This is a genomic window from Streptomyces sp. APSN-46.1, from assembly GCF_022815725.1.
In the GTDB taxonomy this organism is placed as follows: domain Bacteria; phylum Actinomycetota; class Actinomycetes; order Streptomycetales; family Streptomycetaceae; genus Streptomyces.
Genome location: NZ_JALGRF010000005.1, coordinates 334,240 through 351,418, shown reverse-complemented (window position 1 = coordinate 351,418; position 17,179 = coordinate 334,240). Strand labels below are relative to the sequence as shown.

The 17,179-nt window shown below is 73.4% G+C and carries 14 protein-coding genes; 5 read left to right on the top strand and 9 right to left on the bottom strand.

Going from position 1 to position 17,179, the window contains the following annotated elements; genetic code table 11:
- Window positions 1–123 precede the first annotated feature (123 nt).
- Window positions 124–2,583, top strand: coding sequence for a serine/threonine-protein kinase (locus MTF65_RS17875; protein WP_243629704.1), 2,460 nt, complete (start codon window positions 124–126; stop codon window positions 2,581–2,583).
- A 57-nt stretch (window positions 2,584–2,640) separates the two neighbouring features.
- Here the strand turns inward: MTF65_RS17875 and MTF65_RS17870 are convergent, their stop codons facing one another.
- Entirely contained in the window at window positions 2,641–3,555 is a 915-nt protein-coding gene (locus MTF65_RS17870) for a hypothetical protein (RefSeq protein WP_243629703.1), read from the bottom strand.
- Between the two features lie 128 nt (window positions 3,556–3,683).
- Here MTF65_RS17870 and MTF65_RS17865 point away from each other — a divergent pair, with 128 nt between their 5' ends.
- On the top strand, window positions 3,684–4,181 hold the full coding sequence (locus MTF65_RS17865) for a peptidylprolyl isomerase (protein ID WP_243629702.1): 498 nt from the start codon (window positions 3,684–3,686) through the stop codon (window positions 4,179–4,181).
- Window positions 4,182–4,288: 107 nt separating this feature from the next.
- Here MTF65_RS17865 and MTF65_RS17860 read toward each other — a convergent pair whose 3' ends face one another.
- Together MTF65_RS17860 and MTF65_RS17855 are read right to left on the bottom strand one after the other, a co-directional pair.
- Window positions 4,289–5,956 carry a phosphodiester glycosidase family protein gene (locus MTF65_RS17860; RefSeq protein ID WP_243629701.1) on the bottom strand — a complete coding sequence of 556 codons (1,668 nt, stop codon included), beginning with the start codon at window positions 5,954–5,956 and terminating at the stop codon, window positions 4,289–4,291.
- Window positions 5,957–6,141: 185 nt separating this feature from the next.
- Complete coding sequence (locus MTF65_RS17855) at window positions 6,142–6,720, bottom strand: NADPH-dependent FMN reductase (protein WP_243629700.1); 579 nt, start codon at window positions 6,718–6,720, stop codon at window positions 6,142–6,144.
- A gap of 142 nt (window positions 6,721–6,862) precedes the next feature.
- Here MTF65_RS17855 and MTF65_RS17850 point away from each other — a divergent pair, with 142 nt between their 5' ends.
- Window positions 6,863–7,555 carry a TetR/AcrR family transcriptional regulator gene (locus MTF65_RS17850; RefSeq protein ID WP_243629699.1) on the top strand — a complete coding sequence of 231 codons (693 nt, stop codon included), beginning with the start codon at window positions 6,863–6,865 and terminating at the stop codon, window positions 7,553–7,555.
- 38 nt (window positions 7,556–7,593) lie between these two features.
- Window positions 7,594–8,226, top strand: a complete 633-nt coding sequence (locus tag MTF65_RS17845) for a hypothetical protein (protein ID WP_243629698.1) — start codon at window positions 7,594–7,596, stop codon at window positions 8,224–8,226.
- Between the two features lie 33 nt (window positions 8,227–8,259).
- On the opposite strand, the gene MTF65_RS17840 is transcribed toward MTF65_RS17845, so the two are convergent.
- From MTF65_RS17840 to MTF65_RS17830, 3 genes are all read right to left on the bottom strand, one after another.
- Window positions 8,260–9,036, bottom strand: coding sequence for an enoyl-CoA hydratase/isomerase family protein (locus MTF65_RS17840; protein ID WP_243629697.1), 777 nt, complete (start codon window positions 9,034–9,036; stop codon window positions 8,260–8,262).
- Window positions 9,033–9,482: a Zn-ribbon domain-containing OB-fold protein gene (locus MTF65_RS17835; RefSeq protein WP_243629696.1), complete on the bottom strand. Its 450-nt coding sequence runs from the start codon at window positions 9,480–9,482 to the stop codon at window positions 9,033–9,035. The genes MTF65_RS17840 and MTF65_RS17835 overlap by 4 nt, the downstream gene beginning before the upstream one ends.
- 106 nt (window positions 9,483–9,588) lie before the next feature.
- Window positions 9,589–10,743 carry a lipid-transfer protein gene (locus tag MTF65_RS17830; protein ID WP_243629695.1) on the bottom strand — a complete coding sequence of 385 codons (1,155 nt, stop codon included), beginning with the start codon at window positions 10,741–10,743 and terminating at the stop codon, window positions 9,589–9,591.
- A gap of 117 nt (window positions 10,744–10,860) precedes the next feature.
- Between MTF65_RS17830 and MTF65_RS17825 the strand changes: the two genes are divergently transcribed.
- Window positions 10,861–12,504, top strand: coding sequence for a FadD3 family acyl-CoA ligase (locus MTF65_RS17825; RefSeq protein ID WP_243629694.1), 1,644 nt, complete (start codon window positions 10,861–10,863; stop codon window positions 12,502–12,504).
- On the opposite strand, the gene MTF65_RS17820 is transcribed toward MTF65_RS17825, so the two are convergent.
- From MTF65_RS17820 to MTF65_RS17810, 3 genes are all read right to left on the bottom strand, one after another.
- On the bottom strand, window positions 12,501–13,232 hold the full coding sequence (locus MTF65_RS17820; RefSeq protein ID WP_243629693.1) for a class I SAM-dependent methyltransferase: 732 nt from the start codon (window positions 13,230–13,232) through the stop codon (window positions 12,501–12,503). The genes MTF65_RS17825 and MTF65_RS17820 overlap by 4 nt on opposite strands.
- 220 nt (window positions 13,233–13,452) lie before the next feature.
- On the bottom strand, window positions 13,453–13,680 hold the full coding sequence (locus MTF65_RS17815; RefSeq protein ID WP_243629692.1) for a hypothetical protein: 228 nt from the start codon (window positions 13,678–13,680) through the stop codon (window positions 13,453–13,455).
- A 194-nt stretch (window positions 13,681–13,874) separates the two neighbouring features.
- Window positions 13,875–17,048: a BTAD domain-containing putative transcriptional regulator gene (locus MTF65_RS17810; RefSeq protein WP_243629691.1), complete on the bottom strand. Its 3,174-nt coding sequence runs from the start codon at window positions 17,046–17,048 to the stop codon at window positions 13,875–13,877.
- Between the last annotated feature and the right edge of the window lie 131 nt (window positions 17,049–17,179).

The window sequence follows — 17,179 nt, the reverse complement described above, 5'->3', positions numbered from 1 at the left end:
GTTGCGCGACCCCGGGCGGCGTCCCGGAGTGAGACGCTGCACGGGGCCGACCGCCGCGTGCCGCCGCGCGACCGGTGGAGACGGGCCCGGCGAGGGCCCGTACGGGGATGGGTGTGGAGGCGAGTGGTGGAGCAGCTGACGCAGCACGACCCGAGACGGATCGGCCCCTTCGAGGTGCTGGGACGGCTCGGCGCCGGCGGCATGGGGCTGGTCTATCTCGCACGGTCGGCGTCCGGACGCCGGGTGGCGATCAAGACGGTGCGGACCGAACTCGCCGAGGACCAGCTCTTCCGCGTGCGGTTCACCCGCGAGGTGGAGGCGGCGCGCGCCGTGTCCGGTTTCTACACGGCCGCCGTGGTCGACGCCGACCCGCGGGCCGCCGTGCCGTGGCTGGCGACGGCGTACGTTCCGGCGCCCTCCCTGGAGGAGATCGTCAACGAGTGCGGGCCCATGCCCGCCCAGGCCGTACGGTGGCTCGCGGCCGGAATCGCCGAGGCGCTGCAGTCCATCCACGGGGCGGGCCTGGTCCACCGCGACCTGAAGCCGTCCAACGTGCTGGTGGTCGAGGACGGCCCCCGCGTGATCGACTTCGGTATCGCGAGCGGGGTCTCCAACACCCGGCTGACCATGACGAACGTGGCCGTCGGCACCCCCGCGTACATGTCGCCCGAGCAGGCGAAGGACTCGCGCAGCGTCAAGGGCGCCAGCGACGTGTTCTCGCTCGGCTCCACGCTGGTCTTCGCGGCGACCGGGCACCCGCCGTACCACGGGGCGAACCCGGTGGAGACGGTGTTCATGCTGCTGCGCGAGGGCCCCAACCTGGAGGGGCTCCCCGAGGAGCTGCGGCCGCTGATCGACTCCTGCATGCAGATGGACGCGACGCTGCGGCCCACCCCGGCCGACCTCCAGGCGCAGCTGGCCCCGCACCTCTTCGACGGCGGCGACGACAGCGGCACCGCCTCGGCGTGGCTGCCCGGCCGGGCCGTCGCGATGATCGAGACCCGCCGGGCGGGGCACCGCACCCCCGTCGCGCCGGTCCCCGCTCCCGGCCGCTCCTCCGGCCCCGCCTCCGGGGAGGCCACGCACCGCCGCCAGCGTGGGACGGACCCGTACGTGGACCCGCGCACCGGCCATGCCGCCCCGCCGCGCCCGCACCACCCGCCGATGGCCCCGGTGCCCTCGGGCGAGCCGGTGCGCCTCGGCGGCTCCCCGGTGCCGATCGGGCCCGGGCCGCGGGTGTCGGCCTCGCTGTCGGCCTCGGTCTCGGCTTCGGCCGGGCACGCCGGACACGCCGGGGCGGACTCGGCGACCGGGTGGGTGCGCCCGCCGGGCGGCGCTTCGGCCGCGATGGAGGCGGCGGCCGTCCCCGGCCCGAGCTCCGGCCTCGCGGCCGGGCCCGGCACGAGCCCTCGTACCGCCCCCGCACCCGCCCCCGGCCCCGCCCCGGACAGCGGCCGCTGGCGGCCGTGGCGGTTCCGCATGTCCAACGAGGTCTGGGGCACCCCGACCGTCGCCGGTGACCTGCTCTACGTCACCTCCTTCGAGGTGCACGCCCTGGACGTCGCGAGCGGCCGCCGCCAGTTCAAGACGCGCGACGTCGCCTGGTCCATGGCCGTCGCGGACGGCCGTATCCACGCCTCCGACGGCCCCTCCCTCTTCGCGCTCGACGCCACCGACGGCTCCGAGCGGTGGCGGACGTCCGCCGACGCCTGGGTGTACGCGCTGCGCGCCGAGCGCGGCACCGTCGTCACCGCCACGCGCGGCGGCGGCGTACAGGGCTGGGAGGCGTCCAACGGTCAGAAGCTGTGGGAGCTGACCGGCGCGCAGACCGACTTCGAGACGCCGGAGGCGGCCCCCGTCCTCCACGACGGCACGGTGTACGTGTGGCAGGACGCGCGGCTGCGCGCCCTGGACGCCCGCTCCGGCCGGGAGTCCTGGTCGTACCCGGTGGGCGACGCGGCGTCCTGCGGGAACGTGCCGGTACGGGTCACCCCGGCGCCGGACGGCAACGTCTACGTCGCGGCCGGCACCCGTGTCCTCTCCGTCGACCGGGCCTCGGGCCGGGTCCGCTGGCACTTCGAGGCCCCGGCGGTCTTCCTGGCGGCCCCGGCCTTCGCGCCGGGTGCGGCGGTGACGGGCGGCGGCGTCTACCTGGCCGACTACCTGGGCACCGTCTACGCCCTGGACGCGGCCACCGGCAACGACCGCTGGCGCATCGCGACCGAGCCGCGGCCGTCCTCGGACCCGGTCCTCGTCGCGAACGGCAACGTGCACCTCGGGGCGGGCAGCGCGCTGTACACGCTCGACGCGGTCACCGGAACCCCGAAGTGGCGGTTCGCGGCGGGCGGCGAGATCACCGGCCCGCCGGCGGTAGCGGACGGCCGGGTGCACTTCGGCTCGGCGGACCACTGCCTGTACACGCTGGACGCGGCGGGCGGCCAGCTCCGCTGGAAGCTGGCCACGGGCGGCGAGATCACCGGCGCCCCGGTGGCCGAGGCGGGCGTGGTCTACGCGTGCAGCAAGGACCGCTGCGTCTACGCCCTGGACGCGGCCAAGGGCACGGGCACCCGTACGAGTTCGTGACGTGCGTACGGGCCCGCCCGGCAGCAGCCGGGCGGGCCCGTACGTGTGCGTGGGGGGTCAGCTCTCCTGGGCGAACAGCTCGTCGGCTCCGGAGACGGTGAAGGCGAGGTCGAGCCACCGCCCGAGGGTGTCGAGGTCGCCACAGGCGGTGATGCGGTCCCGGGCCTCGGGGCCCGCGGGTACCCCTCGGTTGTCGAGGACGCGCATAATCAGCTGCGCGCGCTCTTCGGCACGCCCTATGGCTTCGCCTTCGACCCTGCCCTTGGCCTCGCCCTCCAGGTAGGTCTCCTCGATGAGCGTCCCTCGACCGGGGAAGTAGGTGCGGGGCATGAGATCCCTCCAGATGTCTCTGGCCGGGGTGTTTCCCAGGCCGATTTCCAGTAGTTCCGCGTAGTACGCGATGGACTCGGGGGCAGAGGTTTCGAGTGCTTCAGCCAGTGCCTCCAGTATGGCCATGGCGTTCCGGTCGCGGCCATGAGTCATGGCGGAGAAGGTCGCGAGGGTCAGGTCCTGGGCGGCCTCCTCCGCATCGATGATCACCGGGACGTTGCCCGGACCCAGCACCAGCGGGTGCAGCGACAGAGCGGTCCAGCCCGCCCCGCCGAGACGGAACGGCCCTGCTGCCCAGTCGGCGGTGCTCTTGTCCTGACAGACGACGAGAAGCAGCGCCGGACAGGTGTACTTCGCCATCAGGTACGACAGGTAGTACGACCAGCTGACCGCTTTGTCGGGATCGCGGCGGCCTTGCGCCTCGATCGCCAGCAGGAACCCGCCGTCCCCATGGGGCGGTGTGATCCGCAGGACGCTGTCCACGCGCCGCTCCAGGGGACGGGTCTCCGTGACATCGGCGGACAGCACCTCAACGGTGGCGTTGGCAGGTAGCGGCACACCAAGGATCCGGAACACCGGGGCGAGTAGCTCCGGGCGGTCCTGGAAGATCCGGTGGGACGCCTCGTGGTTCGAAGTGACCATGCCCGGAACCTAGCGGCGTGCTGGCATGTGCCGCTGGCACATGCGCAGCACTCACCCGATCGAGCGACCGGCGGGGCCCAGGGCCCCGCTGAGTCGTGTACGGCACCGGGAGTGACAGGATGGACCCCATGAGCAACGTTTACTTCGACATCACCATCGACGGTGAGGCCGCCGGCCGCATCGTCTTCAACCTCTTCGACGACGTCGTCCCGAAGACCGCCAAGAACTTCCGCGAGCTGGCCACCGGCGAGCACGGCTACGGCTACGCGGGCTCGCCGTTCCACCGCGTCATCCCGCAGTTCATGCTGCAGGGCGGCGACTTCACCAAGCAGAACGGCACCGGCGGCAAGAGCATCTACGGCGAGAAGTTCGCCGACGAGAACTTCACGCTGAAGCACGACCGCCCGTACCTGCTGTCGATGGCGAATGCCGGCCGCAACACCAACGGCTCGCAGTTCTTCATCACCACCGTCGTCACCCCGTGGCTGGACAACAAGCACGTCGTCTTCGGCGAGGTCGTCGAGGGCCAGGACGTCGTGGACCGGATCGAGAAGCTGGGCACCCCCTCGGGCTCCACCCGCGGCGAGATCAAGATCGCCGCCTCGGGCGTCGTCGACGCCGCCTGATCCCCACCCCGCCCGTCACGGCTGGCCGGCCCCGCCCCTTCGGGGGACGGGGCCGCCGTCATGCCGGGGCCGGGCCGGCGGGCCGGGGCCTGTTGGCCGGGGCCCGTTCAGCGGCCGGTCGCGGTCCGGTGCAGCAGCAGGACGTTGCCCAGCGTCCGCGGACCCGTGGCGTCCGAGGGGCGGTTGACGATGCCCGACCCGGTGGTGACCATCACGCTCGATCCGCCGCCGTCGAGGTTCAGCGCCTCCCGGGCTCCCAGGGACTTCATCAACTCCGCGGCACCGGTGATGCTCAGGCCCGAGCTCCAGCCGACCTGGCGTCCGTCCACGACGACCAGCAGGAGCCGCCCCTGGTCGTCGACCCCGATCATGGAGCGCGGGTTGCCGCGGACCACCCAGTTGTAGGGGTGCGTCTGGTCGACCCCCTCGCGGATGATGCCGTCGCCGACCGCGTTCACCGCGACGCGGCCGTCCCGGACCAGGGTCGGGCCGACCTGGACGATCGTGGTGTCCGCGGTCAGCGGGACGGTGTTCCCGCCGCCGTCCAGGACGCGCTGGGTGAACCCCAGCCGGATGCCGGGGCGCGCGTGCGCGATCAGCCATCGGGCGCTCTCGCCGACGGCCTGGAGGGTGGAGCCGCCCGCGGGCGGCTTGGCCCCGCGCGTGCGGTTCACCGCCGTCACCCGGTCGTCGCGGTCGAGGACCACCTCGGCGCCCGGTCCGGCCGGCGGAGTGGTCCACTCGCGGGTGAAGCGGACGAGCTCGCTCTCGTCGGTGCACTTGAAGTCCTGCTGCGGATGCTGGGTGGGCAGGTCGCCACCGACGCCCCCGCAGTTCCAGATCTCGCCGGGTGTCCGGTTGATGCCGTCGACCTCCCGGGTGGCCTTGCCCACGCTGACCGTGATGCGCGTGGAGTACGTATCGACGTCCACCTCCCGCCCGCCGCGCGCGATCCTGATCCCGCCGCGGCCCTGGGTGGCGGAGCTCAGCAGCCGGCCGTCCTTGACGTACAGGCCGAGCGGCGCGCCGCTGTCCGCGAACCACTGGGCGTTGATGCCCGCCAGTGCCCCGGTGGCGCTCACCAGGTCGGGCAGCTGCTCGAAGACGTCGACGCTCGGCCCGAAGTCGCTGGCCAGACGGCCGGTGAACTGCTTGAAGTCCACCTGGACGACGAACACCCGCTGGAGGGCTTCGGCGTCCGTGCCGTCCTGCGCCGTGTACCGGTTGTCCCCGGCGAACCCGGCCGCCCGGACCTTGGCGAGCGCGGTCGCCGCCGCGGACCGGTCGGCGTACCGGCCGACCCGCACGGTCCAGCCCAGCGTGCCGGCCGGGCGGTCGGCGTAGGCGGGGGTACGGACTTCCTCCACGCGGGGTTCGAAGCCCTTGGCCCGCAGGGCCGCGGCCAGCCGGCCGGCGCGCGCCTCGGGGCCGAGGGCGCCGGTGGCCCGGCTGTAGGGGCCGTCGTCGGTCAGGGGCTGGTTCACGTGGACGGTCCAGACGTCGTCGGCGCCGGCGTCGGTCCGGCCGAGGACGAGGGAGGTCTGGGTGACCCCGGGGGCGATCACGGTGGACCGCGCCGACCGGGTGAACGGGAGCGTGACGGGCGCTGGCTCGGGCTCTGGCTCGGGGCCGGCGGCCGTCACCGGGCGCGGGGCCGCGGTCGGCCGTCCGGCGGCTTCGGTCGCCGGTGCCGCGCCGAGAGCGGTGAGCGCGCAGAAGGCGAGGACGGCGGCGGCGACGGCGGACGAGACGGCGAGGTGCGGAGTCTGACGCATACGGCTCTCCCTGGGGGTGAGGAGTTGCGTCTCCCAGTGCAGGGGCGGCATGTGGCGCGCGCAGCAACGCGGCTTGCTGCGCGCGTGAATTCCCCGGAACCTCACCGCGGTCGAGGGCTCAACGCGCGTGCCCCCGGCCGGGGCCGGGGGCACGTCGTCGTCAGGTCGTCAGGAGGGGAACACCACTATCGCGCGGCGGCCGCCGTCTCGATCTTGGTCTTCAGTGCGCCGAGCAGGCCCTGGAGGAGCTCGATCGAGGTCTCGTCCGTCAGGTTGCCGCCCTCGTCGAAGCGCTCGTACGAACGGAACATGATCACCTCGGGCTTGACAACGACGTCGCTGTCCGTCCACACGAACACCTGGCGCAGCGCCAGCTGAGCCCGCACCGAACCGAAGTTCGTCGGCGCCGCGCCCGAGATCGCGATCGGCTTGCGCAGCAGCGGCAGGCCCTCGCTCTTGCTCCAGTCGGTGCTGAGCCAGTCGATGGCGTTCTTCAGGGCGCCGGGGATGGAGTAGTTGAACTCCGGGGTCGCGAGGAGCAGGCCGTCGGCCTCGCTGACGAGCCGGCGCAGCTCGCCCACGACCGCCGGGCGGTCCTGCGGGTTGTCGAGGTCCTGGTCGTACGGCGGGATCTCGCGCAGGCCCTCGTAGATCTCGATGTTCAGGCCGCCGGGCTGGTGCTTCTGCGCGGCGCGCAGCAGGGCGGTGTTGTGCGAGCCGGCGCGCAGGCTGCCGGAGATGGCGAGGATCTTGTACTCGGACATGGGAGTTCCCCCTGGGGTGACATCGACGGGTGACTTCGGCTGCGGTAGCGGGCCGTGGCGGCTCGACGGGGATGAGACTAAACCGTGTAGTTCAATCTCGCAACTACACCGTTTCGTTTAGTTCTTGGGTTAGGGTGGGTCCATGAGCGCCTCCGCCTCAACCTCCGCGACCGATGCCTACGACGCCTACGGGATCCCGGTCCTGCCCGTCGCGGCCGGCTCCTCCCGGCTCAAGCGGAGAGCGATCACCGAGGCCGCCGTCGCCGCGTTCCTCGGCAGCGGCTACAGCGCGGCCTCAGTCGACGCCATCGCCTCCCGCGCCGGTGTCTCCAAACCGACCGTGTACAAGCACTTCGGCAACAAGGAGCGGCTGTTCCTCGCCGTCATCGGCGGTGTCCTCGGCAACGCGTACGCCGGCCTGGAGCCCTGCGGAGCCGTGCTCACCGGCGCCCCCGACCTGCGCGGCGCCCTGATCGCGGTCCAGAGCGACTGGATGCGGCTCCAGCTCTGCGACCGGCTGATGTCGCTGCGCCGCCTCGTGATCGGCGAGGTCGAGCGCTTCCCGCAGCTCGGCCGCCTCTGGTACCTGCGCAGCTACGCCGCCATGAACGCCCCCCTCGTGGAAGCCGTACGGGTGCTCGCCGCGCGCGGGGTGCTCGACGTACCCGACGTGGAACTCGCCGTACGGCAGCTGGTGGCGGTCACCGTCTCCGTCCCGCAGCTCGCCAAGGCCTTCGACCCGGCGTACCGGCTGACGGAGGCGGAACTGCGGGCCCAGGCGGCCTTCGGCGTCGATCTGTTCCTCACCCGGTACGCCCGCGGCGGCGCCTGGTAGCGTGGCCCGCCGTTGTCCAAGGGGGAGGGGTTCCCGTCATGGTGGCCGGACGTCGCATCAGATTCGCCGCGGTGCTCGCCGTCGTCGTGCTCGCACTGACCGGGTTCTCGTCGAGCGGCGGCCACGGAAGCAATGGCAGTGGCAGCGGCAGTGGGAAGAGCGGGAAGAGCAAGAGCAGTGGCGGGGGCGGCTGCTCCAGCTCGAAGAGCAAGAGCTCCAAGAGCTCCAAGAAGAAGTCCTCCAACAGCCACTCCGGCGGCAACGCGACGGCCTCGCCCACCTCCACCCCCACCGAGACCACCCCGCCCGCCCACGCCGAGGTCGTCACTTGCGCCGGCCCGGGCCGGGCGAAGGCCACCCTCAAGGTCACCTCCGACGTGGCCGGCGACCGCACGTTCCGTGTGCCGCTGGTCTTCGAGGGCGCGACGGGCCGCGTGGACTCCACCTCCGTCGAGGTCGTACTGAAGGCGCGCGAGAGCCGGACCGTGGAGGTGCCGATGCTCCTCGCGGACCAGGCCGGGGACGTGCGCAGCTGCGTCGTCGGGCGGATCCAGACCGTCTCGGCCGCCGCCTCCCGCCCGACGTCCACGGCCTCCACCTCCGTGGGGATCCCCAAGGGCGGCTCCACCCGCACCCCGGCAGCCAAGCCCAAGCCGAAGCGCACGCGTTAGAGGTCCAGGAGCGCCAGGAGCGCCGGAGCGCCGTCACCGCACCCGCGGCTCCGGCGCCTCCCGCCGGTTCGCGAACAGCGCGGCCTGCCGTTCCGGCGGCAGGTTCCCCAGCGTGATCAGCGCCGGCGCCTGGTCCAGCGCCTGTCGCAGCGCGGCCCGCTTCGCCGACCACAGCGCCCGTACGGTGCCCTGCACGCCCTCCGTCGGGAACCCGGACAGGGTCTCCGCCGCGCGCAGCGCCGCCGGGAGCAGCTCCGCGGGCGCCGTCAGCTCGGAGACCAGGCCGATCTCGTACGCCCGGCGCGCCGAGAGCCGTTCCGCCGTGCCCATCAGGGACATCCGGGCGACCTCGCCGAACGGCATCCGCTGCGCCATGTAGACGGCCTCGTAGGCGCTGACCATCCCGTACGTGGTGTGCGGGTCGAAGAAGCTCGCCGTCTCCGAGGCGATCAGGAACTCCGCCTCGCCCAGGATGTAGAAGGCGCCGCCGCACGCCATGCCGTTGACGGCGGCGATCACCGGCTTCCACAGGTCGTTGGCCTTCGGGCCGATCGCTACGAGCGGGTCGTCGATCGAGTACGGGGAGCTCGGCTGCGGCACCTCCACCCCGCGGTCGATGCCGGTGCAGAAGGCGGCCGTCCCGGCGCCCGTCACCACGACCGCCCGTACCTCCTCCTCGTACCGGAACTCCCGCCATACCGAAGCGAGTTCGGCGGCCGTCTCCACATCGATCGCGTTGTGCCGGCGCTCCCGGTCCAGGGTGACGACCGCGACCCCGCTCGCCTTGTCCCGCTCCACCCGCACCGTCACGACCGCTCCAGCAGCCAGCGCGGTACGGCGACCCCGCCGACCTCGGTGAACGCCACCTGGACCTTGGCGCCGATCCGCAGCCGGGCCGGGTCCACCGAGTTCAGCGGGGCATCGGCCGAGGCCACCAGGTTCCCGGCCAGCCGGATCCCGGGGGCGTCGGCGAGCTCCACGAGGATGACGTTGTACGGGGCCTGCGCGGCGTACGCGGGCAGCAGGGGCGGGTGCGGGCGGACGTAGGACCAGATGCGGCCGCGCCCGCTCATCGGCCGCCACTCGGAGTCGAAGGACTGGCAGTGCGGGCAGCACGGCCTCGGCGGGAAGCGGAGTCTGCCGCAGGAGGCGCAGGCCTGGATGCGGAGTTCCCCTCGGGCGGCGTACTCCCAGAAGGGGGCGCCGTCCTCGTCCGGGACGGGGAGCAGGAGGTCTTCCGAAGGAGCGGCGGTCATGATGAGCCTCCTCGGGCGTCGGGCGTCGGGCTTCAGGTATCAGGCGTCGGGCATCAGGCGTCAGGCGTCGGGCTTCAGGCCCCGGGCGGGCTTCGTGGCTTCGGCTTCAGGCGCGGCGCAGCAGGATCGCGGACGTCGGGACCCCCTCGCCCGCCGTCACCAGGCAGGTCGCGGCGTCCGGCACCTGGGCGGTGGAGCTGCCGCGCAGCTGCTTGACGCCCTCGTTGATCAGGTTGAAGCCGTGCACGTAGGCCTCGCTGAGCCCGCCGCCGCCCGTGTTGATCGGCAGCCGGCCGCCGATCTCCAGCGCCCCGCCCTCGGTGAAGGCGGCGCCCTCGCCGCGCCCGCAGAACCCGTAGCCCTCCAGGGACAGCGGGATCAGCGGCGTGAAGGCGTCGTAGATCTGGGCGACGTCCACGTCCTGCGGCCCGAAGTCGGCCTGTTTCCACAGGTGGCGGGCGGCGGTCCACGCGGGCCCGGACAGCGGGTCGTCGTTCCAGTAGTTGACCATCCCGTGGTGCTGGGCGGGCAGGCCCTGGGCCACGGAGTGCACGTACACGGGCTTCTGCCGGCAGTCCCGGGCCCGCTCGGCGGAGACGATCACGCAGGCCAGCGCCCCGTCCGTCTCCAGGCAGTTGTCGAAGAGGCAGAGCGGGTCGCTGATCATGCGGGAGGTCATGTACATCTCGCGGGTCAGCGGGCGCTCGTACATCATCGCGGCCGGGTTCTCGTTGGCCCGGTTGCGGCAGGCCATCGCGACGTTGAAGAGGTGGTCGCGGGTGGCGCCGTACTCGTGCATGTAGCGGCGGGCCAGCATGCCGATCTCGTCGGCCGGGCGCAGCAGCCCGAAGGGGCGGGTCCACTGGCCGGGGGTGGGCAGCTGCGCGGCCGTGTTCTTCCACGGGCGCGGGCCGGAGCCGCGTTTGCGCGAGCGCCAGGCGACGCCCACGCTCGCCTGCCCGGTGGCGACGGCGGCCGCGAGGTGGCCGACGGTGGCGCAGGAACCGCCGCCGCCGTAGCCGACCTTCGAGAAGAAGGTGACGTCGCCGGCGCCGATGGCCTTGGCGACCTCGACCTCGTCGGTCTCCTCCATGGTGTACGAGGCGAAGGCGTCGACCTCGGAGGGCGCGATCCCGGCGTCCGCGAGGGCGGCCAGGACTGCCCGGCAGGCCAGTTCCTTCTCGCTCGCGGGGAGTTGTCTGGCGAACGCGGTCTGGCCGATCCCGACGATCGCCGTCGCGTCCTTGAGCGTTGCCGCCATCGCCACCTCCGAGGGTGCGGTGCACCGGTACTGACAGCCGCGAAGGCTACAGCTAATCTGACGGATAGTCAGCTAGTAGTGCGGCTGCGGCTGGTCGGCTACGGGGAGGGGTGCGCGATGAGCGAAGACGGGCGCGAGGACGGGCGCGAAGACGGGCGCGGGGATCTGCGCTGGGGCAGCATCGCCGGGCTGGTACGCGCGGCGGCGGCGCGGTACGCCGACCGCGAGGCCGTCGTCGACGGCCGCGTCCGGATCAGCTACGCGCAGCTCGGCGCCCGCGTCGAGCGCGCCGCGGCCGCCTGCATGGCGGCCGGCGTCGAACCCGGGGACCGGGTCGCCGTCTGGGCGCCCAACACCCTGGAGTGGATCGTCTCCGCCCTCGGGGCCGTCTCGGCGGGCGCCGTCCTCGTCCCGCTCAACACCCGTTTCAAGGGCGCCGAAGCGGCGTACGTCCTCCAGCACAGCCGGGCCCGGCTGCTCTTCGTCACCGGCACCTTCCTCGGCACCTCCTACGTCGCCTCCCTGCGCCGCGCCGCCGCCGACGGCCCCGGCACCGGCCCGCTGCCGGGCCTGGAGCACCTGGAGCAGGTCGTCGTCCTCGCCGAGGACGCCCCGGAGTCCTTCCGCACCTGGAAGGACTTCCTGGCCGGCGGGGACCGCGTACCGGTCGAGGCCGTTCACGAGCGCGCCGCGTCGATACGCGCCGACGCCCCCTCCGACATCATCTTCACCTCCGGCACCACCGGCCGTCCCAAGGGCGCCGTCATCACCCACGCCCAGTCCCTGCGCTGCTACGACGTGTGGAGCGAGCTCGCCGGACTGCGCGAGGGCGACCGCTACCTGATCGTGAACCCCTTCTTCCACACCTTCGGCTACAAGGCCGGGATCATCGCCTGCCTGATGCGCGGGGCGACGATGGTCCCGCAGCCCGTCTTCAACGTGGACACCGTCCTCGCGAACATCGCCGCCGAGCGGATCTCCGTACTCCCCGGCCCGCCCACCCTGCACCAGTCGCTCCTCGACCACCCCCAGCGCGACCACCACGACCTCTCCGCCCTCCGCCTGGTCGTCACCGGCGCGGCCGTGGTCCCGCTCCGGCTCGTCGAGCGGCTGCGCGGCGAGCTGCGGATCGCGACCGTGCTCACGGCGTACGGACTGTCCGAGGCGAGCGGCATCGTCACCATGTGCCGGCGCGGCGACCCGGCCGAGGTCGTCGCGGCCACCTCGGGGCGGGCCATCCCGGGCACGGAGGTGCGGATCGTGGACCGGCACGGGACCGCCCAGGCCCCCGGCACGGCGGGCGAGGTGTGGGTACGCGGCCACCACGTCATGCGGGGCTACTTCGAGGACCCGGCCGAAACCGCGCGGGCCATCACCCCGGAGGGCTGGCTGCGCACGGGCGACGTCGGGGTCCTCGACGCGGACGGCAACCTGCGCATCACCGACCGGATCAAGGACATGTTCATCGTCGGCGGCTTCAACGCCTACCCCGCCGAGATCGAACAACTCCTGGGCCTCCACCCGGACATCGCGGACGTCGCGGTGGTCGGCGTCCCCGACCCGCGCCTCGGCGAGGTCGGCAAGGCCTACGCGGTACGCCGCCCGGGCGCCACGCTCACCGCCGACGACCTGATCGCCTGGTCCCGCCGCGAGATGGCCAACTACAAGGTCCCGCGCGAGGTCGAGTTCGTCACCGAACTACCGCGCAACGCGAGCGGCAAGGTCCTAAAGCGGGACCTGCGGGCGCGAAACACCCCCTAGATCTCTCCCGCGCGGCGGGCCAGGACCAGGCGCCAGTGGGGGCTGCCGTCGGGGCGGCGGCCGAAGGGGGTCAGCGGGACGGTCTCCACGGTGAAGCCGGCCGCGTGCAGGTCCGCGCGGACGCCGCTGAGCGGGAACGTCCGGTAGTACATGACGAAGGGCGGCCGCCACACCGCGTTCCGCACCCGCATCGCGGCGTCGAAGCCGGCCACCGCCCACCACAGCGGGGCGGTCGGCGGGATCGGTGCCCCGATCGGGAACGCGAAGAGCCCGCCGGGGCGCAGGGCGGAACGGACACCGGCGAAGAGGGCGGGCCGCTCGGCCGGCAGGAAGTGGCCGAAGGCCCCGAAGCTCACCGCCAGGTCGTACGAGTTCCCGAGCGCGGCCGGCAGCGCCCGCGCGTCGGCCCGTACGAAGTCCACGCCGTCCGGGTGCGCCCGCGCGGCCTCCGTCAGCATCCCGGCGCTGAGGTCCACCCCGGTGACCCGGTCCCGGCACAGCCGCCGCAGCATCCCCAGCCCCGCGCCGGTGCCGCAGCACACGTCGAGCCCGGAGCCGAAGGAGCCCTCCCGCTGGGCCAGGGTCTCCTCGACGGCGTCGAGCATCCGGTCCGGGGTGCGGAAGGGCGTCCGGTCGAACTTGGGCGAGAGCAGGTCGTAGCCCCGCTCGATGGAGGAGAGGGCCTGGACGGCCAGCTCGCGGACGGTCGGCCCCTGTGAGGTGAACACGCCTTCACCCTATGACGTGCGGGATGACGTGCGGGCCGACTCCGGCGGACATGCGCATACGACGACCGCGGTGGCTCCCCCTCCGGGCCACCGCGATCGTCGTTTTCCCCCGTCACCTCGTGGTCCCGTCGGTCCCCCCGTAGGACCCGAGGCGCTTACCCCCGTTGGTCTGTTGGCCCGCAGCCCCCCTGCGGCCGGCCGGTGCCCGCCGTTACCGCCGTTACGGCTTGAACGGCTCGCTCGACGCGTGGCTGTCCATGCTCAGCACCTGCTCGCCCGACGCGTGGCTGTCCAGCGGCGTCACCGGCGGAACCGGCGCGTCGATCGGCTCGCCCGAGGCGTGGCTGTCCAGCGTCTGGATGTCCACGACGGCCTCAGCACCCGAGGCGTGGCTGTCGAGCGGCTTGGCCGGGTTCTTCGGCGTCTGCGGCGTGGTCGCATCAGTCATGGCGCACTCCTGAAAGTGTGTGTCGTCGTTCGGCACGATCCGGCCGGCGACTCCCCCGAGGGTCGCCGGACGGATCTTCATGGAGTCGGCACTTTAGTAGTGCCCTCCGGTGGCCGAGCCGTCCACCCGCCGTCTCCGCGGATCGACAGGTACAGCGTGTCGCACGGCGATAAACGAATGATGAACGCGCGCGTTCACGAGGTCGCGGCGAGCGCCAGCAGCATCCTGACCTCGGCCGCTTCCGGCGACCCCAGACCCTCGTAGATCGCCAGCGCCTCGCGCCAGCAGGCGCTCGCCCGGTCCGGCTGCCCCAGCTCCATGAGCGCCTTGCCCAGGACCTGGAGCACGGTGCCGCGCCGCCACACGCCGCCGATCCCGCGCAGCGCGATGGCCTGCTCCGCGTGCGAGGCGGCCAGCGTGGCCCGGCCCGCCGCCAGGTGCACCTCGGCCAGCCGGAAGTGGGTCACGCCCTCCCACAGCGGCTGGCGGTTGTCGTGGAAGATCTCCAGTGCCTGCGTGAACTCGGAGAGGGCCTCCGGGAAGCGGCCGGCCTGGCTCAGCGCCAGTCCCAGCGCGTAGCGCCCGTTGGCGAGCCGGAGTTCCAGGCCGAGTTCGGCGTAGATCTCGATGCCCTGCCGGGCCAGTTCCACGGCGCTGCCCGTCCGGCCCTGGGCGAGGTGGATCCGGGAGAGGTTGCACAGGGCGCTGGCCTCGCCGGGGCGGTTCCCGTCGGCCCTGAAGGCCTCCCGCGCCTGGCTCAGGGCCTCCTCGCCGGCCGAGTGCTCCTTGCGGTAGATGGCGATGATGCCCCGCTCGTTGGGGGCGTTGCCGCTGGTCCAGGGGTCGTCGGCGAACCGGCCCAGGTCCATGGCGGTGACGGCTTCGGCGGCGGCCGCGTCGAAGCGGCCGGCCGTGATCTGGGCCTGCGCCAGCGTCGTACGGGCGCGGCCCTCGGCGCGCGCGTTGCCCAGGGAGCGCGCGGCGTCCCGGACGGTGACCGCCGCGTTCTCGTACGTACGGGAGCTGGCCCCGGACTCGGCGAGGTCCTTGGCGGCCATCAGCAGGCCGACGGAACGGTCGAGCTGCCCCCGGCCCACGGACTGCTGGACGCAGGCGAGCAGGCAGTCGGCCTCGACGTACAGCCAGTCGAGCGCCGCGCTGCGGCCGCCGAAGACGAGTCCGGCGCGGTCGGTGGACGGCAGGTGGTCCACCGTACGGTCGCCCGGGCGCTCAAGGGCGTACACCCGGGCGGCGGTGGCCAGGTAGAAGTCCAGCAGCCGGGACAGGGCGGCGTCGCGCTCGCTCGCCGGCTGTTCGTCGCGTTCGGCGCACGCACGCGCGTAGAGCCGTACGAGGTCGTGGAAGCGGTAGCGGCCGTGCGCGGCGGATTCGAGGAGGGAGCAGTCGACGAGGGCCTCCAGGAGGTCCTCGGTGTCGTGCTCGGGCCGGTCCAGGACGGCGGCCGCGGCGGCCAGGGAGATGTCGGGGCCGTCGGCGAGGCCGAGGAGGCGGAACGCGCGCTGCTGGGCGGGTTCCAGCTGGCCGTAGCCGAGTTCGAAGGTGGCCTTGACGGCGAGGTCCCCGGACTGGAGCTCGTCCAGCCGGCGGCGCTCGTCGGCGAGTTTGGCGGCCAGTACGGAGACGGTCCAGGTGCGGCGGGCGGCGAGCCGGGAGGCGGCGATGCGGATGGCCAGCGGCAGGAACCCGCAGGCGCCGACCACGTCGAGGGCGGCCTGCCGTTCGGCGGTGACCCGCTCGATGCCGACGATCCGGGTGAACAGTTGCAGGGCCTCCTCGGGGCTCATCACGTCGAGGTCGACGAGATGGGCACCGGCGAGGCCCGACATGCGGACCCGGCTGGTGACGAGGGCGGCGCAGCCCGCCGTGCCCGGCAGCAGCGGTCGAACCTGGGCGGCGTCGCGGGCGTTGTCGAGCAGGACCAGGACGCGGCGGCCGTCGAGCGTGGAGCGGTAGAGCGCGGCCCGTTCGGCGGGGGAGTCCGGGATGGCGGTGTCGGGGGTGCCGAGCGCCCGGAGGAAGGAGCCGAGCACCGCTTCGGGTTCGGCGGGGCGCGGCTCGGTGCCCTGGAGGTCCACGTAGAGCTGGCCGTCGGGGAAGTGCGGCCGGGCGGCGTGCGCGACGTGCACGGCGAGGGTGGTCTTGCCGACGCCGCCGATGCCGGCGAGGGCGGAGACGGCCATGACCTGGCCCTCGGCGCCCGCCAGGATCTCGCCGAGCTCCGTGACGAAGGGGGTGCGGCCGGTGAAGTCCGGCACGGTCGCGGGCAATTGGGCGGGCCTGACGTGGACGGCGGCCGCGGCCGGCGCCGGGTCCTCGGCGCGGGCGAGTTCGGCGTCGGCGCGCAGGATGCGCTGCTGGAGGGCGGCGAGTTCGGGCCGTGGATCGACGCCGAGTTCGTCGGCGAGGAGGCGGCGGGTGTCGGCGTAGACGGCGAGGGCCTCGGCCTGGCGTCCGCTGCGGTAGAGGGCGAGCATCAGCAGCTCGCGCAGCCGCTCCTTGAGGGGGTGGGCGGCGGTGAGCGCGGTGAGTTCGGAGACGGCCTCGGCGTGGTGGCCGACCTCCAGGTCGAGGTCGAGGCGGGTCTCCAGCAGCTGGAGGCGCCACTCGGCGAGCCGGGCGCGCTCGGTCTCGGCGTGCGGGCCGGGGACTCCGGCGAGGGGTTCGCCGTCCCACAGGTCCAGGGTCCGGGCCAGCAGCGTACGGGCGAGGGCGCGGTCGCCTGCGGCGCGGGCCTTCTCGGCGTCGGCGGCCAGGGCGCGGGCGACGCCGAGGTCGAGGGCCTCCATGTGGCGCAGCCGGATGGCGTATCCGCCGGACTCGCTGACGAGCACGCCGGGGTCGAGGACCTTGCGCAGGCGGGAGGCGTACGTACGGATGGTGGCGAGGGCCTGCTGGGGCGGGTCCTCGCCCCAGATCGCGTCGATGAGCTCGGGCGCGGTGGCGGTACGGCCGTTGCGGAGCAGGAGCACGGCGAGCAGGGCCCGCTGCTGGGGGCTGCCGGAGGCCAGGGCCTCGCTGCCGCGCCAGGCGCGGATGGGGCCGAGGACGGCGAACCGGGTGCGGTTGCCTCCGGCGGTTTCGGTGCTGTCCCCGGGCGGGGCTCCGGCCCCGCGCCCCGGCGCGGCTTCGGCTTCGGCTTCGGGCCTCGGCGGGGCGCCGGCCCCGGGCGCCGGCGGGGCCTCGGGCGCCGGCGGGGTGTCGGCCCCGGGCCTCGGCGCGGCTTCGGCTTCGGGCGGGATCTTCGGGGCGGATTCGGAAGCTTTGCGCGCGCGGGTCGGAGCTGTCTGGGCTGTGGGGGCTGCCTCGGGGTGGTTCCGCTGGTGCGGGATGGCCGGTATGCCGTCCATCTGTCGTCCCCCCTGCCTTCCGTCGGTGTAAGGGTCAGTCTGCCCTGTCTTGCTCGTACACGTCAGCCCGTGGCGGAGGGAGCCCTTCCCAACTAGCTGACGGTTCGTCAGATCAGCGCTACCGTAGAGCA

Excerpts from the sequence above, each read along its gene's own strand:
- MTF65_RS17830 (WP_243629695.1), bottom strand. The coding sequence starts at position 10,743 with ATGGCGGCAACGCTCAAGGACGCGACGGCGATCGTCGGGATCGGCCAG.
- MTF65_RS17815 (WP_243629692.1), bottom strand. The coding sequence starts at position 13,680 with ATGACTGATGCGACCACGCCGCAGACGCCGAAGAACCCGGCCAAGCCG.
- MTF65_RS17865 (WP_243629702.1), top strand. The coding sequence starts at position 3,684 with ATGAGCAACGTTTACTTCGACATCACCATCGACGGTGAGGCCGCCGGC.
- MTF65_RS17835 (WP_243629696.1), bottom strand. The coding sequence starts at position 9,482 with ATGACCGCCGCTCCTTCGGAAGACCTCCTGCTCCCCGTCCCGGACGAG.
- MTF65_RS17825 (WP_243629694.1), top strand. The coding sequence starts at position 10,861 with ATGAGCGAAGACGGGCGCGAGGACGGGCGCGAAGACGGGCGCGGGGAT.
- MTF65_RS17860 (WP_243629701.1), bottom strand. The coding sequence starts at position 5,956 with ATGCGTCAGACTCCGCACCTCGCCGTCTCGTCCGCCGTCGCCGCCGCC.
- MTF65_RS17855 (WP_243629700.1), bottom strand. The coding sequence starts at position 6,720 with ATGTCCGAGTACAAGATCCTCGCCATCTCCGGCAGCCTGCGCGCCGGC.
- MTF65_RS17870 (WP_243629703.1), bottom strand. The coding sequence starts at position 3,555 with ATGGTCACTTCGAACCACGAGGCGTCCCACCGGATCTTCCAGGACCGC.
- MTF65_RS17810 (WP_243629691.1), bottom strand. The coding sequence starts at position 17,048 with ATGGACGGCATACCGGCCATCCCGCACCAGCGGAACCACCCCGAGGCA.
- MTF65_RS17850 (WP_243629699.1), top strand. The coding sequence starts at position 6,863 with ATGAGCGCCTCCGCCTCAACCTCCGCGACCGATGCCTACGACGCCTAC.
- MTF65_RS17845 (WP_243629698.1), top strand. The coding sequence starts at position 7,594 with ATGGTGGCCGGACGTCGCATCAGATTCGCCGCGGTGCTCGCCGTCGTC.